The following is a 23,512-nucleotide window of genomic DNA, read 5'->3' on the forward strand; positions in this document are numbered from 1 at the left end:
ATTTTATTCCCTCTAAGTTAGATTTAAAAATAATAAGTATTTAGCTTTAAACTATTTTTCCTTGTGCAAAAGTAGTATTTCCCCCACCCTTGGCACTAAATTCTTTTGTGTTTTTAAATATTTCTATAGCACTAAATTTATCAGTTATATTTTGTGCAACGCTTACAATATAAACTTGCTTTTCTTTATTCACTATTTTTAAAACAAGATTTTTATGTGTATTTTGTAATTCATCTGAAAGTGCTTTCATTTCTTTCATTTCTAAATCACTTAAAATTAAAGTTAGATAATTAATATCCTCTTTCATTTCTGGGGCAATTGACTTGTATGGTGCAATTTTTTGACCAGTCATGATATCTTCAACTGATTTTTGATATAACTTAAATAAATTTTTTAATTCATTTACTTTAATCTTAATAATTGCTAAATTTTCTCTTGAAATTGCCATATTCATAATAGTATTTATTTCATTATCAATTTGTTCATTTGCAACAACATGTTTGAAAGTATTAAATTTATCAACTGCAGGTCTTATTTCTGCTTTTTGTTTTGCAAATTGCTCATTTAAAAATGAAGCAACTTCTTTATGACTAGTTACTGCATGATATCGATAAACTCCACTACCTTTTGATTCAATATTTGTAATAAAGAGATCTTCAAGATCTTTTGTATTTTCAATGTGAGTTCCTCCACAAAGTTCACATGAAAATTGGCCAAACTTAATTAATCTAACTAAATCACCATATTTATCTGTAAAAATAGCTAATGCATTGTGTACTTCAATTGCCTCTTCTAAGGTACAAAAGATAATTTCTCTTGGAACAGCTTTTTTAATTTCTCTTGCAACTACTGTATGAATTTGGTCAATTTCTTCTTGAGTTGGTAAGCGATTAAAAGTAATATCCAATCTTAAACCATCTTGATCATTGTAACTTCCACATTGTAAAGCAACGTCTCCTAAAACTTCACGAATTGCAGATTGCAAAATATGAGTTCCTGAATGATTTTTCATTGTATAAAATCTTTTATCTTGATTAATTTTGGCAAATACTTGATCATTCAAATTTAAAGTTCCATTAACTTGAACTTTGTGAATATGTTGCTTATTTGGGCCTGCTTGAACATCTAATACTTGATGATTATTACCATTTGAGTCAATTAAAACTCCATTGTCTGGTGCTTGACCACCTTTTTCAGCATAAAAAGGTGTTTTTTCTAAAGTTAAAAAGACAATTTTGTCTGTTGCTGACTTGATTTCTTGTTCATCAATAAACATGAAATTAACTTTTGTATCAATTTCTTCTTGTTCATAACCTACAAATTCACTTTCAACATTTAAACCTGTTAAAATTGCAGATTGCTTATTTCAAGCTTTATCATCTTTTCGAGAATTTCTAGCGACTTCTTTTGCTTGTTCTAATAATTGATTATATTTATCTATTTCAACTTCAACATTCATTTCTGTTGCGATTTCTGATGTTAATTCAATTGGAAAACCAAATGATTCAAATAATAATAAAGCATTTTTACCTGTCACTTTATTATCTTTTTTAATAATATTTTCTAAATGTTCATAACCTTTAGCTAAAGTTTGTAAAAAACGATTTTCTTCAATTTCAATAACTTCTTTAACTGTGTTTACTTTTTCTTTAATATAAGGATAAAACTCACTCATTGCAAAAATAACTGAATCTACAAGTTTATATAAAAACGCACTATTAATACCTAACTTTTTACCATAAACTCCACTTCTTCTAATTAAACGACGAATAATATATCCTCTATCTTTGTTACCAGGAAAAACTCCATCACTAATAGCAAATACTACAGCTCTAATATGATCGGCAATTACTTTAAAAGCAGTATTAATTTTAGTTTGTTCTTCACTTGGATTAAAATAATTTTCAATTGAATATTTATATTTACTATCACAAAGTTTTTCAACTTCACCAATTGTTGGTAAAAATAAATCAGTTTCAAAGTTAGTTGGTGCATCTTGAAAAATTGAAACCATTCTTTCTAATCCAGCACCCGTATCAATATTTTTTCTTGGCAATTCTGTATAATTATTGTTTCCATCATTATTAAATTGTGAAAAGACAATATTTCAAATTTCAATATATCTATCATTTTCAATATCTTCTTTCAATAATGTTGGACCAATATTTTCTGGATCTCATTGAATTCCTCTATCAAAAAAGATTTCAGTATTTGGACCACAAGGACCCTGTCCTACATCTCAAAAATTTGTTTCTCTAGTTCCTTTAAAAATATGATCTGGTGCTATTCCAATTTCCTTAGTTCAAATTTCATAAGCATCATTGTCTTCTTCAAAAACTGTAATATATAACAATTCTTTGTCCATATCAAATCATTTTGGTGAAGTTAGCAATTCTCATGCCATATGGATTGCTTCTTTTTTAAAATAATCTCCAATTGAAAAATTTCCTAACATCTCAAACATTGTTTGGTGACGTGCTGTTATTCCAACATTTTCAATATCATTTGTTCTAATTGATTTTTGAGAATTAGTCAATCTTGGAGATGGAGGATTCATTCTTCCATCAAAATATGGTTTTAAAGTTGCAACTCCAGAATTAATTCACAATAAACTTGGATCATCAACTGGTACAAGACTTACTGGTTCTAGAAAATAATGATCTTTTCATTTAAAAAAATCTAATCACATTTGTCTGATCTCATTTGAATTTAGCTTTTTCATTTGTTTTTCTCCTTAACAAAATTAACAAAATAATTTTAACATAATGTAAAAAAGTATGGTTTTTCTGTTGACAAAATAAAAAATAACCTCCCATTTGTAAACTATTTAAATATTTATACAAATATAAAGTTTTAACCTATAAATGTTTCTTGATTATTAATAATTAAAAATCTAAAGTATGTGCAACTTTAAACAGCGTTAGATTATTCCAAAATTATGCTTATAAAGTACTTTGCCTTTATATGGAAGTTCATTTTCAGATAAAATTTCATCTTGAATAAGCTATGTTAATTTAACCATGGCTGCTTATAATAAGTTTTCAAAATAGCTACTGGGCATTTGAATTTTATTATTACGGTCTCTAATAGAAATTACTACACTTTGATTTTTTGGAAAAATAGACCAATAATTTTTGATTAAGAAGTAAATATAATTACAAAATGATTTACTATACCATTTATTTAAATTCAAATAGTGGGTCATCTAAATAATAACCATCCATATAGTTTATATTTGACTTTATTATAGGATTTAAATTTTCAATTTTATCTGAAAAATACATAAAAACTTTTATATCATTTGTACGAGCCTCTTTTAATAATTTTTTTTGAAAGTCAGTACTTGGAACTGGTGAAACTATATATTCTACATTATTAAGTTTTAAAAATTCTATTGGTTTATTTACATCTCTAATAAAATTATAATTTGCCATAGAAGAAGAAGCATTTAAATTAGAAGATTCAATAATTGATTTTTCTGAGAATAATTCCATTTTAAGTCTTGATGGAAATTTAAATTCATCCATAACTCTTGACGGTTCATCAATTTTATCAGTTATCAAAACAGCATCGTCATGTAATTCAAATCATTTATTTATTTCAATAAAAGTTAAAGCTGTATATTGGTTCAGTATTTTATATGATCTAAATTCTTCAAGTGTTGGAATTTCATTAACTCCTTGATATTCAACCATTCATTTTCATTTATTTCAATCATGCGCTGCAACTAATTCATTATCTGATGTTTCTAAAATATCTAATTCAAAATATCTAATACCATTAGCATAAGAATAATCAAGTGATTCTAAGGAATTAGTATATTTATGCCCATCAATTTCACCACCAGCATGAGCTATTCTAATTAAATGTGTTGTATCTACATTTGGATTACAAGAAATAGCTAAGCTACTCAAAATTAATAAACATGTAGAAATAATTAAAAAATAAATTTTTTTTAAAAGCATTTTTTATCCTCCTAAGTTAAAGTAATTAACCTTATTTTCTTTTTATCCATAATTGTTTACTATTTTGTGAAACTCAAACAATAGTATGAAATAAATAGGCGACACATGTTGAAATTGCTATATATCCAAACCCTTGAGTATAGTCAATAAATATTCATGTATGCATCATCTTAAGTAAATTTGATTTTGGGGTATTATTTAACATCACATATGGAACTAACATATAAATTGTTGCCAATCACATTATTAAAATTGCTAATATAATTGAGCTAAATAAAAGATTTAATATATTGTTTGTAATATCAACTTTATATTCATTTTTAAAATAAATATAAATATTTATACCTATAAAAACAATATTTAATATTTCGAAACAAATTGCAAAATATAATAAAATAATATTAATATTACTTGCATTAACACTCGATTCTAAACCATCAATATTTCATAATTTAAAAGTAAATAATTTTTGTGATATAAATGAACCAATTAGTAATCCAAATATACAAAAATTAATGATTTTTATAAGAAGTTTCATTAATTGTGAAAACATTAGATAAAGATATCATCTATTTTTTAAAATAAAATATGCATTATCGACAATATATGAATCTTTCTGTGATTCATCATGTGAAAAAATAGATAATTGTTTATTATTTTTTAAATGTTCATCTTTAAATCTGTATAATTTTTTACTATCCAGATAATATTGCTTATTACCAATTGTAATTAATTGCAATTTACTTATATGTTTTTCACTATAAATCGTATATATTTCTTTATTATCAATAATTTTTAAAAATGAAATCTGATTAAGTTTTATAAAAAATAGTGATTTGATTATTAAAAATATAGAACTAGTTCAAATAAAGATTGAAAAATAATTAAAGATTTCTAAATAAATTTCACTTTTAATTTTAAATACAGGAGAAAGTGTAATAATTAAAATCATTGAAATAAAATTTATAACTATGCCTGAAACATTAATTAATAAAAAATTAATTAATGCTTTTTTATTAACTAGTAAATTTTCTTTTCTAGTTTGTAATATATAATATATCAACATAAATATGAAATATGATATAAAAATATAATCAAAGATGAGAGTTCATTTTATGAAATAATTATTCATTATTTCATCCTCCCTTCACAAAATCCAATATAAAACTTGTATTTTTCTTTTCTAACTCAATATTTTTATTAATAATTTGATCAATGTAAATAGTAATGTATGGTGCTCCACTACTATATCCTCATAATTGGCTTAACTTAGTTGCTTCTGATCAAACTCCATTAGGATCATTATAACTTTTTATAAATTTAAACTTAAAATCATCTTTTGAGAAGTATCATCCGCCATGCATAAAAGCAAATCAATTTGCAACAACTGTTTCTATATCATTTCTCAAACTACCTAGTGTTGAATCATCATTATATGAAATATTAATAAAACTTTCTTTATTTCCTTCTGCTTTATCTTTTAAAGTCTTACCAAATGTTTGCTTATGTAACGCAGAAACAGTACTTTCCTTAATATAAACATAAAATTCAACATTAGCACTATAATGATCTGAATTTGGAATTAAACCTAATTGCATTATTGGATTTGTCTCTGGCACATTATTAAACTCTAGTCCTGCTTCATAATAATTATATGAAATATATTCTTCTTCTACAAAAACAGGATCAATTGTTATTCCTTCAAATGGACTTGAAAATAATTTATTACCTTCAGAAATTCTATTAATTTTGATTAGTCATTCATTAAGTATTTCTAAATTAATGCTATCATTAAATGTATCATTCAAAGAATCTATATAAAAATCAAACAATTGAACTAGACTCATATCTGCAGGTCTAACTTTATTTGTATTTACTGGATAATATTTTATATTTGGAGTATCTAGTATATTAATTTTTGTATCAACATTTATTAATCGAACGATATTTTGATATCCTAAAACAACAGTAAATTCTTTAACAAAGAAATTTTTACTAATATTATTTATATTATTTTCTTTACTAATAGTATCTAAAGTTTGGCGACCAAGGTAAATATCTATTTTTGGTTCGTTAGGTTTTATATCATAGTTCTCATAAATAATTTTAGTGACAGTATTAAAAATACTATCTGTATTACTTGTATTTTTTGTAAATACTTCATCCACTTTTCATTTTCTATCTGTTAAAAGTTTTTCATCAAAGGTATTAATAGTAAATGAATGTCGTGATCCTTGTACAATCATAATTGGAGTTGCAAGCGAAACTGCTATTATGTCTGTAACTCCCAAAGAAACTAAAATGTATTTTAATTTCATTTTAAACAACCTCCTGTTAAAAACTATCTATATATCTATTAAATTCATAAACCTGCTCACCAACAGTTTTTTGATATTTATCTGTAGCTGATTTAAAATTAAAGCTCATATTATCAAAATTACTTACAAACCATTTATAGTCATTATTCAATACAGTCACAATAGGTATTCCAAAGTTTGATAAAGATCTATTTAAATCTCTTAATTTTTCTGGATACATTTTCGAAAGTATTTTAAACTTGTGTGCATACTCAACAGCATCAATATATGCTTTCATACGTGTACTGTATCAAACACCATTATCAAAGTCACCCCCATAAATTAAGAAGGATTGACCTGGTTCACCTGATGCTTGTTCATTACCTGTTGGATTTCCCTCTTCATCATATAAGGCCGACATATCTTGATTTTCATATCAATCACTATAAATCTTGTCATATCCTCATCTAAAAAAACCATTTGTTCCTAGATTCAAGGAAATGTAAATATTTCAATACATTTCACTTAAATCAGATTGCATAAATGAACCCGGATATGTATTTCAAGTTGAATAAATATATGTTGAATGGCCATTCTCTTTACGTTTTTTTATTGCTCTTCTCAATTGCCCAAGTTCACTATTTTCATATGGATCCAATAATTCTCTTATATGGAAAATCATTTGATCATAGTGAGTATAAAAATTATCTTTTAATCATTGTTCATTTTTTAAATTGACACTACTTCTTCAACCAATAAAACCAGAAGTTAAAATTGTTGGTGAATCTGGAACTTGATTTTTTTTAATATTATCTGCAACAACTCGCATTGTTTCTTCATTATACTCATCATACATTGTACTTATTTCAACTTGATCTCCACCTGGAGTAATATAATCATTATTGCCCTCAAGTTCTTTTAAATGAGCACTTAATTGCTTTATTAATTCACTATGTACTGTATCTAAATATGCATATCCTTCAGGTGTAGGTTTTCCATTTCCTCTATCAATTAATCCTTTTGGTGTAGTAATTCGTACTTGCTCTCCTATTTGACTATTTCCATGTAAATATCACATAGAGTAATCTCCAACATCAAAAGTATTTAAACTTATTTGTCGAATAGACATCTCTGCTGCAAATTGCATATATCTATCTAATGCATCAAAATTAAATTCGTAAGTCCAGTCTTTATCTAATAAAATATCTTTAATTGACACAGTTTTACCTTCAGGAGTTATTTTATTTAATAAATAATTATTATAGTCATCTTCTGTTCAATTTAAATATTCTTTATCTAGTCTTCCCGAATATTGAATTAATTGTTTATGAAAGCCAGTCGATCATAAATAAATTGAATTGGCTTCTTGCAGTGGTTTAAAATACATACTTAAAGCCTTAAGGTTTTCTTCACTTCTTAAATACCATGGAATATAGTTATTTGGTCCTAGTTCAACATCACCTTCAACTGGAATTGTTGGGTCTGCTCCCCTAAAACGTTTAAGTCCTTCAGCAGGATACTGATTTTGTGAAAATCCAAATCTTTCATTTTGTTCCAAACCATCTTCATTCATATCTAATACATAGTTTTTTACATTAACATTAAATTTTTGATTCAATTCAATGGGTAATGAATCATATTCAAATTTTAATTTTAGATTAAACTGATAATTTTTTGGAACTACATTCTTACCAACATGTCCACTAATTCAAACAGGATAAACATCATATTCTTGAAAATTCTCAATTTTATTTATTCCTAATGCTTCTGGAATATATTGAATGTCTTTATATAAATTTTTTGATGATTCATCGTTTTTATAAATTTTTATAAATTTTAAAAAACTTACTTTAAATTTAATTGAGTCGTCAACTTCTTGTCCTTCAAAAGGATTATCAACTTCAATTGAAATATTTTTATATTTATCTAAATTTTTTTTAGGCATAAGGACTCATTGAAAATTAAAATCTTCATTTTTTCAAACGTCTTGTCTTCTAATATATGTTGGATCAATATTAAATAAGTTTTGTTTATCTCCATAAAATTCTGGTCTACCATTTTTATCATAATAAACAGAATAATTAAAAGTTGATTCACCATAAAAATAATGCATATATTCGCTTATAGAAATAGGATCTTTGATTTCTCCCTTAGGACCAGTTTGATAATTATATTTTTCATTATATTTACTACTTGAAAATGAACCATCAGGTTTTGTTGAATCAGAAAAAGGCCTTACACAACTTACAACATATGATAATGAAATAAAGACAATAGATAAAGCAACAAATAAAGGTAATTTTGCTAATAATTTCATTTTTTTATTCCCCCTTTTCAAATACTATGTGTATTCCAGGTTCTGAATCTACTTGATAAATAATTTTATTAATAAAAAATATTTCAACTCATAGTTCAATTTCATCGTTACTATTAATTAGTGAAATAAGTTTTGTTTTTTCATATTCTTCTTTTGAAATAATTGGATTTTTATAACTTGCATTCCTAAAATCAATAATCATATTCTCAATTGTAAGTTCATCATTATATTTATTATTTAAATAATTTGTAAATAATGTTGTTGATGGAACATAAATATCATTTAATGTAAAATTCTGATAGTCATGTTCGCTTAATTCAATAATTGTGTAATCTAAACCATCATTTTTAAAAGTTGAACTTTTTAATTCTAAATAGTTATCCTCAGTAAAATAAATATCATTTTCAAGTTTAAAAAGTGAACTTAACGCTTTATCTGAAAAAATATTTAAATATTCCTTTTTAAAAACATTTTCACTATTATTTTTGCCAAATGACGCTTCAAGATTACTTATTTGTTTATCACTAAACATTATAAGACCATCTTTAGGGTTATCACTTCCCGCTCCTAACCCCTGATGAACGTTTAGGCCCAAATTTATCAATTGATTGTTTAAATTTTTAACAATCGTTGAATTTATTATTCATTTATTAAAAGATTTAAAAAAATTTGACGTTGGCATACTTTTCTTATCAAAAATATTCAAGTTTTGATCAATATGAATTGTAGGTCTAAAATCAAAATTAATATAAGTCTGACCTTTAAATTTAGAATTATTATTTGCTATTATTGCAACTGTGTAATTTAGAACTAAATTATAAGTAAAATCACCCTCAAATGTTATTTCTTCTTTTTTTCAAAAATTAGTTTCATCAACATTACCATAATAATATAAAATATTTACCTCTTCTAAAAATTCCAAGCCATAGTTACTTAACAACATATTTTCAGTACTAGTTTTAATATTTTCATTAAGACCGTCATCATAATCATTTAAAGTAGATAATTCAATATTTTGCCTATTAGTTAATGATTCATAGTTTATATAATTACCAATATCTATTTTTGTAAAAATAAAGTTAATAGCCATAATTGCAGCAGCACATGTATTTGGAATCATTACCAGTAATAAAATAGATAACAGTTTTTTCATGATATTCCCCTTGTTAAATTATTATTTAAATTTCAAGCTAACTAATTAAATTTAACAAAAAAAAAAAAAAAAATGCAACTTAAATGCTTATTGACCACTTAAAAATTATTGAGTCCTAATTTGTTTTTATATTTATAAAATAAAAATAACCAACAATTGTTGGTTATTGATTAATTTCCTCATCTCATTTTTTTAGCAGAAATTACACTATATACTGCAATTAAAGCTAAAGCAACTCCTAAGTAAATTCCTTCAACATATGTGAATTCAAATTTACCATTTCATCCAGCTAAAAATGGTTCTAAACTATATTTAAATAAATTAATATATGTTGCATATTTTAATACAGTACTTCCTTCAATTAATTCAATTGGCATAAATGATCCAGATAAGAAAGCAATTGGCATATATATTACATTTGAAACAGCAATATAAGTTGTTGTTGATTTAAAAATACTTGATAACATCATTCCTAATGAAATTGATGATACTAAGATTAATAATAAGAAAGGTAAGCTCTCTAATGTATTATAAGCTCAAGCAACATCTCATCCAAATGAACCACCAAACATGATTCCAGCTCATAATAATGTTCAAAAGTAACCAATTAACATAATTGCAATTCCACTTAAATTAACTGTAATTACAAAAAATGTTGGTTTAATATTGGTTGCACCAATTCTTTTCATTAAAACACTGTTCTTAAATTCAAGAATTGTTTGAGGAATAATAAATACTCCTACTGCAATAATTTGCATTGCAGAAAGTGATCCAATAATTGAGTGAACTAATGATTCACCCATTTCTGGATTCCCCATTCCACCTTTAAAGGCAAAACCTTCAAGGAATAGTAATAATATTGGGAACATAAATACAAAGAATGGTACTGCTCCACCTTTTAAATAATATTTAAATAATAATTTAACAAGGGGAATATTTTTTCCCTTCTCTCTTTCACTATTAATAATTCTGTCAAATTTATTTTCTTTTTGTTTTTTGACAACTTTTTCTTCTTTTGGTTTGTTATGCTTATCTTCTTTAAATTTCTTTCAAGTATAGGCATGAACTGAGCCATGAGTTTTGATTAAATCCTTAACTAGACCTGCATCTTGAATTTCTCCATCATTTACATAAATGTATTTTTCACAAAGTTCTTCAATTTCACTCATCATATGAGTTACTAAAAATAATGCTTTGTTTTTGTCAATTACATTTTCCTTAATAAAGTTGAAGATTTCAGTTCTAACTTCAATATCAAGCCCTGTTGAAACTTCATCAAGAATAACTAAGTCTGGATTGTGAATTAAACTTAATAAAATATTTAATCTTTGTTGTTGACCCCCACTCAATGAACTAATAAATTTATTTTTAAATCCATTGATTTGATATGTATCTAGTAAAGTATTTAATTCACTTTCCTTCATTGGAATTGAAAATGTTTCTAAATAATATTTAATCATATCAATTACTGTGATTCCTAGTGGATATTTTGATTCTTGAAATTGTAAACCAATTGTTAGGTTTTCTTGACGAACAACTTCACCTGAAGTTGGTTTTCGTATTCCCCCAATAATTTCACTCATGGTTGATTTCCCACTACCATTAGCCCCAATGACCCCAATTCGATCACCTGGATTTATCACTAAATTAACACCATTTAACGCATTTTTATTTTTGTATGTTTTATAGATATCTTTCAACTCAACTAGTGGTTTTGAAACATCTATTGTCTTATTATTTTCCATAAAACATTTTCTCTCCTCTCAGATTAAGATAAATTTTACACTATTTGTGCCTTATAAGTATACAAAAAAAAAAAAAAAACAACCTAAAATGAATTTAAGCGCTTTTTCTTTTAGTTAATTCGACAACTTCATTATCAATAAATTCATATCTTAATATATTATTTTCAAGTTCAATTAATTTATGTTCTTGCTTAATAACATTTTTTCTAATAGAAAGATGAATCATTTTTGTATGTTTATTAAATAAATAGTTAATAAGAAATCAAACACTAAAACTAGATATATTACTAAAGAAAACATCTGTTGCTCAGTGAAATCTCATAATAATTAAATTTAAGTTCATTCCAATAATTGAAATAAAAATTATGGTTGCTAAAACATCACGAACTTTTTTATTTTCAACAAAATAAACTGTTGTAAAACCACAAATTATTGCATTAGTATGACCAGAAGGAAATGCTTGTTGTCAATATTGATCACCATTTGGATCATTTGTAAAATCTACTGGTCAAAATAATCTTCATCAATATTTACCAATATTATTTGGTTGATATCAAGCTAAATAATCGACTTGTTTATAAATAATTCCACTAGTTGAAGCATTTGAATCTCAGTTAGCACCATTAAGATTCAAATAATTCATAATTTCTTGCATAGTTGGATAATTTCCACTAAATTCATGAGAATTATAAATAACCGAAAAATAAACTGGTCTTCCAAATAATGTTTTTAAAATATAAACTATCATGAATGAGAAAAAAATCTGAGCTGCTAGTTTTGAAGATTTTTCGATATTCATAATATCTTTTGAATAAGAATTTGTATTTAAATTTCTTTGTGCTCATTTATAAGTATAACCAATGATTGTAAAATTAATCACAGACATCAATAAATGTCATGGCATACGAATCATTGAATCACCCAAAAGTTTGGCATCATTTCCAGGACCAAAACCATTATCTCTAGTTGGAATTTGAATTGCAAAAACTATTGTAAATGTAGACATTCCAATAACTCAAAGACTAAATCAAGTAATATAAATTACTAAAGAATTGTTTGCCATAAAGATTTTGAATTTATTTGTAGTTTGAGTCTTTTTTAATAAAGATAATCACCCAACTATAAATACAGAAGATAAAATGAAAATCAAAATGAATGGTGATTGATAACCAAGTTCATCAAAGAAAGCAACCATATGTTTTACTCACACATATTGCATATTTTGGCTTAAATAATTGCTGATTTCTAAATCATAAACTGATGAAAAAGCAAAAAGACCAATAGAAACTGCTACAAATATTAAAATTAGTATTTCAAAATGAAACATTTTTTTGGTAAACATAAACTAAACCTCACTTCTCTTTTTAGTAGAAATAACTAATGAAAATAATAATAATTGATTAGTTATCAAAAAGGCTATAAAGGCCAATATATACTGACTAACTGGTGTTAATCAAAAAAAGATCGTTGGTTTGACACCAGGAACTATATCTAAAAATGGATATGGAAAATAACCTGTAAAACTCATTCCCGCAAAGAAAGGTTTAGCATCAAATTGTCACATTAAATAACCTGTAAAAGTAAAAAATAAAACATAACCTACTATCATAAATTGGGCTATTAAATAAACATTTATAGATTTTATATTTGTATATTGCTGTCTAAATAAAGTTTTAATTTGAATGATAAAACCAATAATTAAGAAAATAGAATGTTGACATATTAAACTCATTCATTGATATCATTTAAAGTTAAATATTTTCTTAAAAAAAAGACCTAAATTATAAATACCCACAATTCAAAATATTGAAACACAATAAATAACATTTAATAAATAGCTATCTTTCTTTTTTAGAAGTTTTAAAAGTATTATTGTTGAACATAGAATATTTCCAATTGTTGTAAAAGTTAAAAAATTTCTACAAAATAAATAAACAAGTGAATCTATTAAATTAAATTGATTCACCTTATCCAAAATTTCTTGATTGTCACCCAATAATTCTTTTCAATATAATTCCTTATCAGAAAAATAATCAATAGATATTCCAATGGCAAAAAAAATAATACTTACAATTGGAACTATTGCTGCAAAATAAAGTAGCCATATTTCTATTTTTTTGTTTTTCATTTTTAATACACCTCTTAATATAAAAAAACAATTTTATTAATGAGTATGCCCACTACATTTCATGGTTATTATTTTAGACAAAAAAAAAAAAAAAAAAACAATTTAACAAAAAAAAAAAAAAAATAGGCTATAAACCTATTTTTTAATTAAAAGTTAATTGGTTTTCCAGATTCTAAAGCTTCTGCTGCTTCACCAATTGCTTCACTCAATGTTGGGTGAGGGTGAATTGCTCTTGCAATCTCTGAAATTGTTGCTTCTGATTCCATAACTGTTGTGATTTCAGAAATCATATCTGTTGCAGTATTTGAAATAATATGTGCTCCTAAAACTTGTTTATACTTTGGTTCACAAATTAGTTTTACAAAACCAACAGTATTTCCATCAGCTAATGCTTTTCCAATAGCTGCAAATGGGAATTTATATGCTTTGTATTCAACCCCTTCAGCTTTTAGTTGGTCTTCAGTTTTTCCAACTGAAGCCACTTCTGGGTGTGTATAAATACAACTTGGAACACGATCAAAGTTCATTACCATATCTTCGGCATGTTCTTTTCCAGCTCTTCTTGCAATTCTATTTGCAGTAATAATTCCTTGATGTGAAGCAACGTGCGCTAACATCATTTTTCCTGTTACATCTCCAATTGCATAAACTCCATCAATATTAGTTTCACAATATTCATTGACATTAATATGTCCTCTTTCATTAAAGTTTACACCAATGTTTTCAAATCCTGTTGTTACAGTTTTTCTTCCAACAGATTGTAAACAATAATCTGCTTTAATTGTGTGAGTTTTTCCGTCTTTTTCATAAATTACAGTTCCATCTTTAAATTCTTTTGTTGATGCTTCTGTAATAATTTCCAAGTTTCCTCTGTTTAATAATTCTTTTGTCATTTCTTTTGAAATGTCACTATCTAACATTTCTAAGATTGTTGGCAAGAATTGAAGAATTGTTACTTTTGTACCTAAACGTTTATAGACACAAGCAAATTCAACTCCAATTACTCCTCCCCCAATAATTACTAAGCTTTTTGGAATTTTTGGTAATGCTAATGCTCCAGTTGAATCAATTAGTCAACCAGATTCAATTGCTTCTTTTGCTCCTGGAAGAGTCATATGATTTGGAACACTTCCTGTTGCAATTATTAAGTTATCACAAGTGTATTGCACTCCATTAACTTCAATTGTATTTTTGTCAATTGCTTTTGCTTCACCTTCAACTGTAGTAATTTTGTTTTTTTTCATTAAACCTTTAACTCCAGTTGTTAGTTTATTGACAACATCTTCTTTTCTAGCTTGGATTGCTTTTCAATCAGCTTTAACTCCAGCTTGATCAACTTTAATACCATATTTGTCAGCATGTTTTGTAATTTGTTCATATAAATCAGCTGATTTTAATAAAGTTTTTGTAGGAATACATCCAATGTTTAGACATACTCCCCCATAATTGGCTTTTTCAACAATCATAGTTTTTAAACCAAGTTGAGCACATTTAATAGCACCTACATAACCCCCAACTCCAGCACCAATCATAATTACTTCATAATGGTTTTCTGGATTTTTTGGTGTAAATTTTGGAGCTGGTTTTAAAGCAGATCCATTTCCACGAGTAATTCCTGCTGGGTTTGGATTGCTAATTGCAGCTGATACTTGATCAAATGTTGATGTTTTTTTAGGTGGAACAGCTCTTGTTCTTCCTCTTTTTAATAAATCGTTTGATACAGGAGTTGCACCAACTACTGAAGCATTTTCTTCAACTGGTTCAGCTTTAGCTTCACTTGGAGCATCTCCTTTTCCATCATCAATTTCAACAACAACTTCTCCAACTTTAATTTCTTGACCTGATGTTATTAAAATTTTTGCAACAGTTCCATCCACTGGTGCATAAATGTCTGATGTTACTTTGTCAGTTTCAACGTTAAATAATGGATCTCCCATTTTAACAGTATCTCCAACTTTGGCAATAATTTCTGTAACTGTTCCTTCAGTTAATCCTTCTCCGATATCTGCAAATTTTACTTTAAACATAATTTAAATGTCTCCTTATTAAACCAATAAGATTGCTGGGTTTTGTAAGTAGTTTGCAACTTTTTGTACAAATCTACCTGCATCTGCTCCATCAATTACTTTATGGTCAGCTGTAATTGAGAATGGCATGTAATCTCTAATTACAATTTCATCCTTAATAACTCCAGGCATTCTTGTGATTGTTCCAACCCCAAGAATTGCAGATTCTGGAAAGTTTACGATTGGAGTTGCATAGTCTAACCCTACAGCTCCAAAGTTTGTGACTGTAAATGTAGCTCCAGTCATTTCACTCATTGAAAGCGATTTACTTCTTGCTTTTGTTGCCAATTCATTAATTTTTACAGCAATTTGCATTACTGTCAATTTATCTGCACCTTTAATAACTGGTACCATTAATCCATCAGGTGTATCACATGCCATACCAATGTTAATTTGTTGTGCATATTTAATCGCTTTATTTTCTTCATCAATTCTAACATTTAAATTTGGCATATCTCTCAATGCTAAAGCAGAAGCTTTAATAATAAATGCTAAATAAGTTAGTTTTACTCTTTGGCTGTCTGCAAAACCTTTTAATTGTTTTCTTAGATTTACCAATTCTGTAATATCAACATTTCTTAAACCTGTAAATCCAGCAACTTTAGTATGAGCAGTGTCCATAGCTTTTACAGTTGCTTTTCTAATTGGATTCATTGGTTTTGAATCAAATGTTAATGGTTCATTAAAGTCTGGTACAGAAATTAATGGGTTTGAATAATCAACTGCAGCTTTAGCTGGTGCTGAAGCTGCACTCATCATTGGTGCTGAAGCTACTGGATTTGCAGAGAAGTTTTGAACATCCTCTGCTAAAATTCTTCCATTTGGTCCAGTTGGAGTAACTTTTGTTAAATCAACTCCCATAACTGCAGCCATTTTTCTTGCTAATGGTGATGCTTTTACATCTGCATGACTGTTATCAATCACACTTGCTTGTGAAGCAATGTTATTAACTGGAGCAACAGTTCTTGAATTGTTACCTCTACTAATAACTTCGTTTGATACAGGAGTTGCACCAACTACTGAAGCATTTTCTTCTTCAACTGCAGCTGGTTCTTCACTTGGAGCATCTCCTTTTCCATCATCAATTTCAACAACAACTTCTCCAACTTTAATTTCTTGACCTGATGTTATTAAAATTTTTGCAACAGTTCCATCCACTGGTGCATAAATGTCTGATGTTACTTTGTCAGTTTCAACGTTAAATAATGGATCTCCCATTTTAACAGTATCTCCAACTTTGGCAATAATTTCTGTAACTGTTCCTTCAGTTAATCCTTCTCCGATATCTGCAAATTTTACTTTAAACATAATTTACGTGTTCTCCTTTAAATTAGAATTTGTAATTTAATACTTCTTCCATTTTTACTAAGATTTTTGTCGGATTAGTTTGGTGGAATCCTTCACCTGAATCGAAAGGAATTACAATGTCATAACCAGTACATCTTGCCAATGGTGCTTTTAAATATTCAAAACATTCTTCATTAACTGATGCAATGATTTCTGAAGATACTGAAAATGATCTAATAGCTTCATGAACTACTAATAATCTTCCAGTTTTTTTAACAGATTCCATTACCATTTTTTTATCTCATGGTTGGATTGTTCTTAAATCAATTAACTCAACAGTAATATCTGGATTTTTTGCTTCTAACTCTTCAATTGCTTTTTGACAATCAACAGTTTGTGCTCCATATGTTACAACTGTTAAATCATTTCCTTCTTGAATTTTAAATGCTTCACCAATTGGTACAGTATAAAATCCTTCAGGTACTTCTTGTTTAAATGCTCTATATAATTTTGTTGGTTCAAAAACAATAACTGGATCTGGTGATTCAATTGCTGCTAATATTAAACCTTTTGTGTCATATGGAGTTGAAGGACAAACAACTTTGATCCCTGGAGTATGTGCATAAATTGCTTCCATTGCTTCAGAGTGTAATTCAAGTGCTCTAATTCCCCCACCCATTGGCATTCTAATTACCACTGGAGTTGGGTATTTTCCACGAGTTCTGTTTCTCATTCTTCCCATGTGTCCTAAAATATTTTGTAATGAAGGTCAACCAAGTCCTTCAAATTGTAATTCAACAACTGGTTTCATTTTGTTCATAGACATACCTAATGCAACCCCAACAAAAACAGCTTCACTAATTGGAGCATCAAAACATCTTTCTTCTCCAAATTTTGCTTGTAATCCTTCAGTTGCTCTAAATACTCCACCTTCAAAACCAGCATCTTCACCATAAACAACAACTTCTTTTCATTTGTCCATTGCAACTTCAAGTGCTTCTGAAACTGCTTTTACGTTATTTAAAACTTTCATTAGTGGTGTCCTCCTTTAGCTTCTGGGTGTGCATCAAAGAATGCTTTTGCTTCTTGATATTGTTTTTCTAATTCTGGAGTTTTTTCAGCATAAATATAATTAAAGATATCTTCTAATGGATATGCTTTATTTGCTTCAGCTCAATCAAACTCTGCTCTAATAAATTCATCTTGTTCTTTATCTAAAGCTTCTTGTTTTTTGTCATCTCATAATTTTTGTTCAATTAAGTAATTTTTTAATCTAATTAAAGGATCTTTTGTTAAAGCTACTTCAAATTCATCTTTTGGACGATAAATATCTGGGTTATCTGATGAAGAGTGAGCTCCTAGTCTGTAAGTGTCACATTCAATTAACACTGGACCATTTCCTTTTCTTGCAAATTCAATTGCTTCTTTGGCAACTGCATAAACTGCTAAGAAGTCATTTCCATCAACTTTAATTGAAGGAACACCAACTGCAATCCCTTTTACAGCTACGTTAATTGATTTTGATGATTTTGCATATGGTGTTGAAATAGCTCATTTGTTATTTTCACACACAAATACAACAGGTACTTCATGTAGTTTTGCAAAGTTCATTGCTTCATAAACTTCACCTTCACTCATTCCCCCATCACCAGTAGTTGTTAAAGCAACTCCTCCAGTTTTGTTATATTTTTCTGCAAAAGCTAAACCAGTAGCTTGTGAATATTGTGAACCAATAATAATGTTTGGTGGTAATGAATTAACTCCTTCTGGAGATTTTCCCCCATGTTCGTTACCCATTCAGTACAACATAATATTTCTCATTGGCATTCCTACAGTTAATCATGCAGCGTTGTTTCTATAACCTGATGCAAATCAGTCTTTTCCTTTAATTAAAGGTAAAGCAAAACCAACTTCACTCGCTTCTTGACCTGTTGATGATAAGAATGATAATAATCTTCCTTGTCTTTGAGCTTTATTTTGAAAATCATCTTGTCTTCTTGATAAATTCATTAATTTATATGCTTCAACCAATTCTTTATCTTTGATTTCTGGCATTAAATCAGGATTAATAATTTTTCCTGTTGGGTCCATTATTTCAACACGCTCGTCTTTTAATGGATCAAATTTTCCAATATATTTCATTTTTTGCCTCCTATTGAATTAATAAATCCAAGATATCTTGGATAACAAAGTTATCTCCAAATATTGCTTGAATATTGTTTTGTTCTAATACTATTTTAATATCTTTTGTTTTATATTCTACATTTATTAATGATTGTTCTAATTTTTCAGTCCCTGCAAATCCTAAGAAATCTCCGTAGAATTTGACGTCCAAAATTTTACCATCAACAATTTGTGCCAAGACATCTACTCCACCTTTACCTTCAATTCTTACCTTATTTTGGTAAGTAAATGTAGCATTTTTGGCATAAGTTCAATTTGGATCTCTGTATTTGCTTTCACACAGATCTTCAATTGCTTTAATGTCTTGTTGTTCAAGAACTAATTCTTTAACCTCATTTTTAGTTTCATAAGTTTTAATTAGTTCATCCATAAAATCTTTAATTTCAATTTTATGTTCGACCTCAGAGTTAATATTAGTAACTCTAGCAGCAATAGATTTAATATTTTTTGACAATATTTTTGCACGATCTACAGTTAAATATTTTGTCAATTTATCTAGATTGGCATTAAACAAAATTGTTCCATGTTGCAAGAATCTTTGTCCTTCTTTTCACATTGCATTTCCAGAAATTTTTTTCTCGTTTAAAACGATATCATTTCTTCCAGAAAATTGAGCTGCAACACCCATTCTATTTAATGTTTCAATTACGGGTTCAAGCATTGTTGAAAACATTGACACTGCAGTGTTTTCTTTATCTGTGTAAATGATAGAGAAATTCATATTTCCCAAATCATGAAATATTGTTCCGCCCCCAGTATTTCTTCTAATAACATTTACATTATCTGCTTCTGCTTGTTGTAAGTTAATTTCTCAAGCTGCATTTTGATTTCTACCAACCACAATTGTATTGTCGTTTTGTCATAAAAATAAAATAGGCTCGTCAAACTTCAAGCTTCTAGTTAAATATTCTTCTGTTGCTAGGTTATACTTGGGGTCAACACAATCAGTCCTGTATATATACATTCTTATAAACCTCTTTCTGTAGTTGCCTAACATTTAAATTATAGTCCCAATGTCTTACAATACATATAATTTCTAAGTTTGTTATTAATTTTTGAAATTTTTTTTCAAAAATGTAGCTGGTTTTCAATTAAAATAATATTGTATTTTAATTTTATAAAAAGGAATGATAAATAATGAAGTTACAACACTTAAATAAGAAACGATTAATCTTAGTTGACTTAGACGGAACAGCATTAAAACCTAACGGGGAAGAAATTCATCCAACAACTAAAGATGCTTTAGTTAAAGCACGTGAAGATGGTCACAAAGTATGTATAATCACTGGAAGACCTCATCGTGCAAGTATGAGATTTTATAAGGAGCTTGGTTTAACTACTTTATTAACTAATTTTGATGGTGCACATATTCATGATCCTATGAAAAGACGTTTTAAAAGAATAGTTTTACCAATTAGTGAAGATATTGTAAGTCAAATAATAAATAATCCCATTATTAAAGATAAAACAGCTAACCTTTTAATTGAGTCATATAACAAAGCTGTTGTTAAAGAAAAAGATGAATTTATTGAAACTTTTTTTCATCTAGATGATGTTGAAGATGACGATTACTTTATTGCAAATCCTTATGAACATTGAGAAGGACCTGCAACCAACGTAGTGTTATTTTTAAAAGAAGAATCAATGAAAGATGATGTTTTTAGACAACTTGAAAAGTTTAAAAATTCAATTAAAATTCAATCAGGAAATGTTTATGGAAATTTAACTAAAAATTCTATTTCAATGATTACTTTAACAAACAAAATCGTTAATAAGGGATTTGTAAGTGAAATTTTAGCACAATACTACAATAAAGATATTCGTGATGTCATTGCCTTTGGAGATCAAATGAATGATTATGAAATGATCAAAAAAGTGGGTTATGGTGTGGCTATGAAAAATGGAAATGATGAACTTAAAAATGTGGCTGATGGAATTACAAACTTAACTAATGAAGATGGAGGAGTTGGAGAATACTTAACTCGTCTACTTGCAGGAGAAGAAGTTTAATTACTTAAAATAAATACATATAATGTATTTATTTTTTTATTTATAGATAAGCATCAATTTGACTTTAATTCTAATAGGAATATACTATTTTTTATAAAATGGATTTATAAAACTAATTAATACATCTAGTCTTGCTTTAAAAACAGCAAGTTTATTTTATTTAAAAGAAGGAAGGCAAGTCATGAAAAAGATATTTAAAGGTTTTGTCAACGAATTTCAAGCAAGAGTTTGTTCAAGTTGAAAGCGCCTTATTAAATTCATTGCAATTCTATTTGTTCCAATTCTTTATGCGGTAACTTGTATTTTAGCTTTTTGAAATCCAGTTGATAATCTTGGAAAAGCACCGGTTGCTATTTTAAATGGCGAGCAAAAAGTATGAGTTTATAAATCAGTTGGAATTGATTTAGAAGGTTGTGATAACACTAAGAATCAATCTACAAATAAATTAATAGAACCTTTTGCACTTGGGGTTGTACTTAATGAAGATGGTTCAATTTATCACAATGATACTGCTCCAGAAATTAAAAAAGGAGAATGTGTGTATACTAACACAGGAAATTATCGCTATGATGGAAATCTTGAAATTGATTCAATAACTCAATTTAGTTTATTTGAAGATTTAATATTGCCTTATTTAACTCCAAATAATCCTGATGAACAAGACCTTGAAAAAACAAAATACAGTTCACCAATGATTGAAGATATTCAATTTACAAATATTAAATATATTGGTCCAAGTAGTGCAACAAAAGAATTTAAAAACAAAAAAGATTATATTCAACTTTATATTCCTGATAATTTCAGTGCGAATTTAATTGGTAAAATCGGATTAATTTTAAGAAATAAAGACCCAAATACAATTGAAGATCTTGAAATGCAATTTTGAACAACTTTTGAACGTAATTTTGTCTTTGGATATTATTTATCAACTGCTGCAAAAATGAAGGATGCCATTATTATTCAAGGCTTGTACAAAATAATTGGCGATCATGCACCTGAAGAAATTATTGAAATACTAAATTTAAATTTAGTCAATTTTGAACTTCAAGGTTTAGCAAATGGTTTATATGGAATTGGATTAGGTCAATTTTTTATAGCAATTGGATTATATGTGGGAACATTAATGCAAACCTTCATTTATGATCGAGCAAAACGAACTAAAGATTTAAATAGTGCTCAATATTTCTTTTCAAAAACTTTATTAATGTATTTCACTGGAATGATTCAAGTTACTTTATTAGTTTTAGTATTGGCCCTAACTGGATTTAATTCAATTGGATTTGCTGGAATGTTTTCACTATGACTATGACTACTGTTTGTTGACTTTATTTTTGTCTTAATAATTCAAACCCTATGGTTCTCATTTAAAGATGAAACTGTAGGGAAATTCTTAATAGTAATTTATATGGTCTTAAATCTTGCAGCTGGATGAGGAACTTTCCCTTCATTTATGCAATTTGATTTCTTCTATGGAGCAAGTTTTATTACAATTTTTACATATGCAATTCATGCAATGGGATCAATTATTTATGGCATTGGTTCATTAGGTTTTAATACAGCAGATAGCTTATATATTCTTCAACAAGCAGGGATTTTATTAATCTTTATAGGTGTATTCATAACAATTGCGCTTTTTGTTGCTAGAAAAAGAATGAAAGAAATGTATTTTGGAACAAGCAATCCCAAATATGTAAGTGAAGCATTATTACAATTAGGCTTAAATGAGCAATTAAATTCTTTTAGAACTCAAAAAACAAATCAAAAATATAAATACCATTGAAAAAATATGAAACAATTTGAATTTAATCAAAGTATTAAAAATCAAGTAAATCAAAATCATCCTTTCGAAGGTCAATTTAAATGATTCAAACAAAAAGAACACGATCCAATTATGAAACCAAACGAATCAGATGAAGATATTATGAAACGCAATGATGATATAAGTGTTTAGATAAATTAAAAAGGAATGTAAAATACATTCCTTTTTAATTTATCTGTTAAGTTTATTCACCATAAACTTCTTTAATACATTCTAATAAAGTTGCACTTAAATAACTCATTGAAGGTCCTCCTCCAAATTGAGTTGCAACAAAAGCAGATTCAATTAGTTCATCTTTAGTTACTCCTTTTTGAAAAGAAGTTTTAACGTGATATGCAATACAAAATTCACATCTAGAAAAAATAGCAATTCCAATTGAAATTAATTCTTTGACTTTTGCACTAACAACTCCATCACCATTAACAGCAACAGATAATTCACGTCTTAAGCGCATAATTTCTGGATGAGATTTTCTTAATTCTGCTTCTCCCTTTTGGGATCTTGATAGAAGATCTTTTACATGTGTGTGTTCTGACATATT

General features: G+C 27.4%; 17 protein-coding genes. 2 read left to right on the top strand and 15 right to left on the bottom strand.

Annotated elements, in window-relative coordinates:
- Positions 1 to 46: 46 nt before the first annotated feature.
- From alaS to SCULI_RS05070, 14 genes are all read right to left on the bottom strand, one after another.
- A complete protein-coding gene (gene alaS / locus SCULI_RS05005) occupies positions 47 to 2,722 on the bottom strand; it encodes an alanine--tRNA ligase (protein WP_025363542.1) in 2,676 nt (891 codons plus the stop codon).
- Between the two features lie 457 nt (positions 2,723 to 3,179).
- Positions 3,180 to 3,965 (bottom strand): glycerophosphodiester phosphodiesterase family protein, encoded by a 786-nt coding sequence (locus SCULI_RS05570; RefSeq protein ID WP_025363543.1) that lies wholly within the window; start codon positions 3,963 to 3,965, stop codon positions 3,180 to 3,182.
- A gap of 31 nt (positions 3,966 to 3,996) precedes the next feature.
- Positions 3,997 to 5,097 carry a hypothetical protein gene (locus SCULI_RS05015; RefSeq protein ID WP_025363544.1) on the bottom strand — a complete coding sequence of 367 codons (1,101 nt, stop codon included), beginning with the start codon at positions 5,095 to 5,097 and terminating at the stop codon, positions 3,997 to 3,999.
- Positions 5,090 to 6,283 carry a hypothetical protein gene (locus tag SCULI_RS05020; protein ID WP_025363545.1) on the bottom strand — a complete coding sequence of 398 codons (1,194 nt, stop codon included), beginning with the start codon at positions 6,281 to 6,283 and terminating at the stop codon, positions 5,090 to 5,092. The genes SCULI_RS05015 and SCULI_RS05020 overlap by 8 nt, the downstream gene beginning before the upstream one ends.
- Positions 6,284 to 6,299: 16 nt before the next feature.
- Positions 6,300 to 8,579, bottom strand: coding sequence for a DUF4091 domain-containing protein (locus tag SCULI_RS05025; protein ID WP_025363546.1), 2,280 nt, complete (start codon positions 8,577 to 8,579; stop codon positions 6,300 to 6,302).
- 4 nt (positions 8,580 to 8,583) lie between these two features.
- The gene (locus SCULI_RS05030) at positions 8,584 to 9,732 is read right to left on the bottom strand and encodes a hypothetical protein (protein WP_025363547.1); all 1,149 of its coding nucleotides are present in this window, start codon (positions 9,730 to 9,732) and stop codon (positions 8,584 to 8,586) included.
- 170 nt (positions 9,733 to 9,902) lie between these two features.
- Positions 9,903 to 11,477: an ABC transporter ATP-binding protein/permease gene (locus SCULI_RS05640; protein WP_025363548.1), complete on the bottom strand. Its 1,575-nt coding sequence runs from the start codon at positions 11,475 to 11,477 to the stop codon at positions 9,903 to 9,905.
- Between the two features lie 94 nt (positions 11,478 to 11,571).
- On the bottom strand, positions 11,572 to 12,819 hold the full coding sequence (locus tag SCULI_RS05040) for a phosphatase PAP2 family protein (RefSeq protein ID WP_025363549.1): 1,248 nt from the start codon (positions 12,817 to 12,819) through the stop codon (positions 11,572 to 11,574).
- 3 nt (positions 12,820 to 12,822) lie between these two features.
- Positions 12,823 to 13,605, bottom strand: coding sequence for a hypothetical protein (locus tag SCULI_RS05045; protein ID WP_025363550.1), 783 nt, complete (start codon positions 13,603 to 13,605; stop codon positions 12,823 to 12,825).
- A 146-nt stretch (positions 13,606 to 13,751) separates the two neighbouring features.
- On the bottom strand, positions 13,752 to 15,632 hold the full coding sequence (gene lpdA / locus SCULI_RS05050; RefSeq protein WP_025363551.1) for a dihydrolipoyl dehydrogenase: 1,881 nt from the start codon (positions 15,630 to 15,632) through the stop codon (positions 13,752 to 13,754).
- 18 nt (positions 15,633 to 15,650) lie between these two features.
- Positions 15,651 to 16,979: a dihydrolipoamide acetyltransferase family protein gene (locus SCULI_RS05055; protein ID WP_025363552.1), complete on the bottom strand. Its 1,329-nt coding sequence runs from the start codon at positions 16,977 to 16,979 to the stop codon at positions 15,651 to 15,653.
- A 22-nt stretch (positions 16,980 to 17,001) separates the two neighbouring features.
- Positions 17,002 to 17,991 carry an alpha-ketoacid dehydrogenase subunit beta gene (locus SCULI_RS05060; protein WP_025363553.1) on the bottom strand — a complete coding sequence of 330 codons (990 nt, stop codon included), beginning with the start codon at positions 17,989 to 17,991 and terminating at the stop codon, positions 17,002 to 17,004.
- Complete coding sequence (gene pdhA / locus SCULI_RS05065) at positions 17,991 to 19,100, bottom strand: pyruvate dehydrogenase (acetyl-transferring) E1 component subunit alpha (protein ID WP_025363554.1); 1,110 nt, start codon at positions 19,098 to 19,100, stop codon at positions 17,991 to 17,993. Before pdhA ends, SCULI_RS05060 begins: the two co-directional genes overlap by 1 nt.
- 10 nt (positions 19,101 to 19,110) lie before the next feature.
- The gene (locus tag SCULI_RS05070) at positions 19,111 to 20,106 is read right to left on the bottom strand and encodes a lipoate--protein ligase (protein WP_025363555.1); all 996 of its coding nucleotides are present in this window, start codon (positions 20,104 to 20,106) and stop codon (positions 19,111 to 19,113) included.
- 173 nt (positions 20,107 to 20,279) lie between these two features.
- On the opposite strand from SCULI_RS05070, the gene SCULI_RS05075 reads away from it, so the two are divergent.
- Complete coding sequence (locus SCULI_RS05075; RefSeq protein ID WP_025363556.1) at positions 20,280 to 21,152, top strand: Cof-type HAD-IIB family hydrolase; 873 nt, start codon at positions 20,280 to 20,282, stop codon at positions 21,150 to 21,152.
- Positions 21,153 to 21,333: 181 nt separating this feature from the next.
- Positions 21,334 to 23,103 (top strand): ABC transporter permease, encoded by a 1,770-nt coding sequence (locus SCULI_RS05575; protein WP_025363557.1) that lies wholly within the window; start codon positions 21,334 to 21,336, stop codon positions 23,101 to 23,103.
- Positions 23,104 to 23,155: 52 nt separating this feature from the next.
- On the opposite strand, the gene SCULI_RS05085 is transcribed toward SCULI_RS05575, so the two are convergent.
- Entirely contained in the window at positions 23,156 to 23,509 is a 354-nt protein-coding gene (locus SCULI_RS05085) for a carboxymuconolactone decarboxylase family protein (RefSeq protein ID WP_025363558.1), read from the bottom strand.
- Positions 23,510 to 23,512: the final 3 nt, after the last annotated feature.

The organism is Spiroplasma culicicola AES-1, from assembly GCF_000565175.1.
GTDB classification, from domain to species: domain Bacteria; phylum Bacillota_I; class Bacilli_A; order Mycoplasmatales; family Mycoplasmataceae; genus Spiroplasma_A; species Spiroplasma_A culicicola.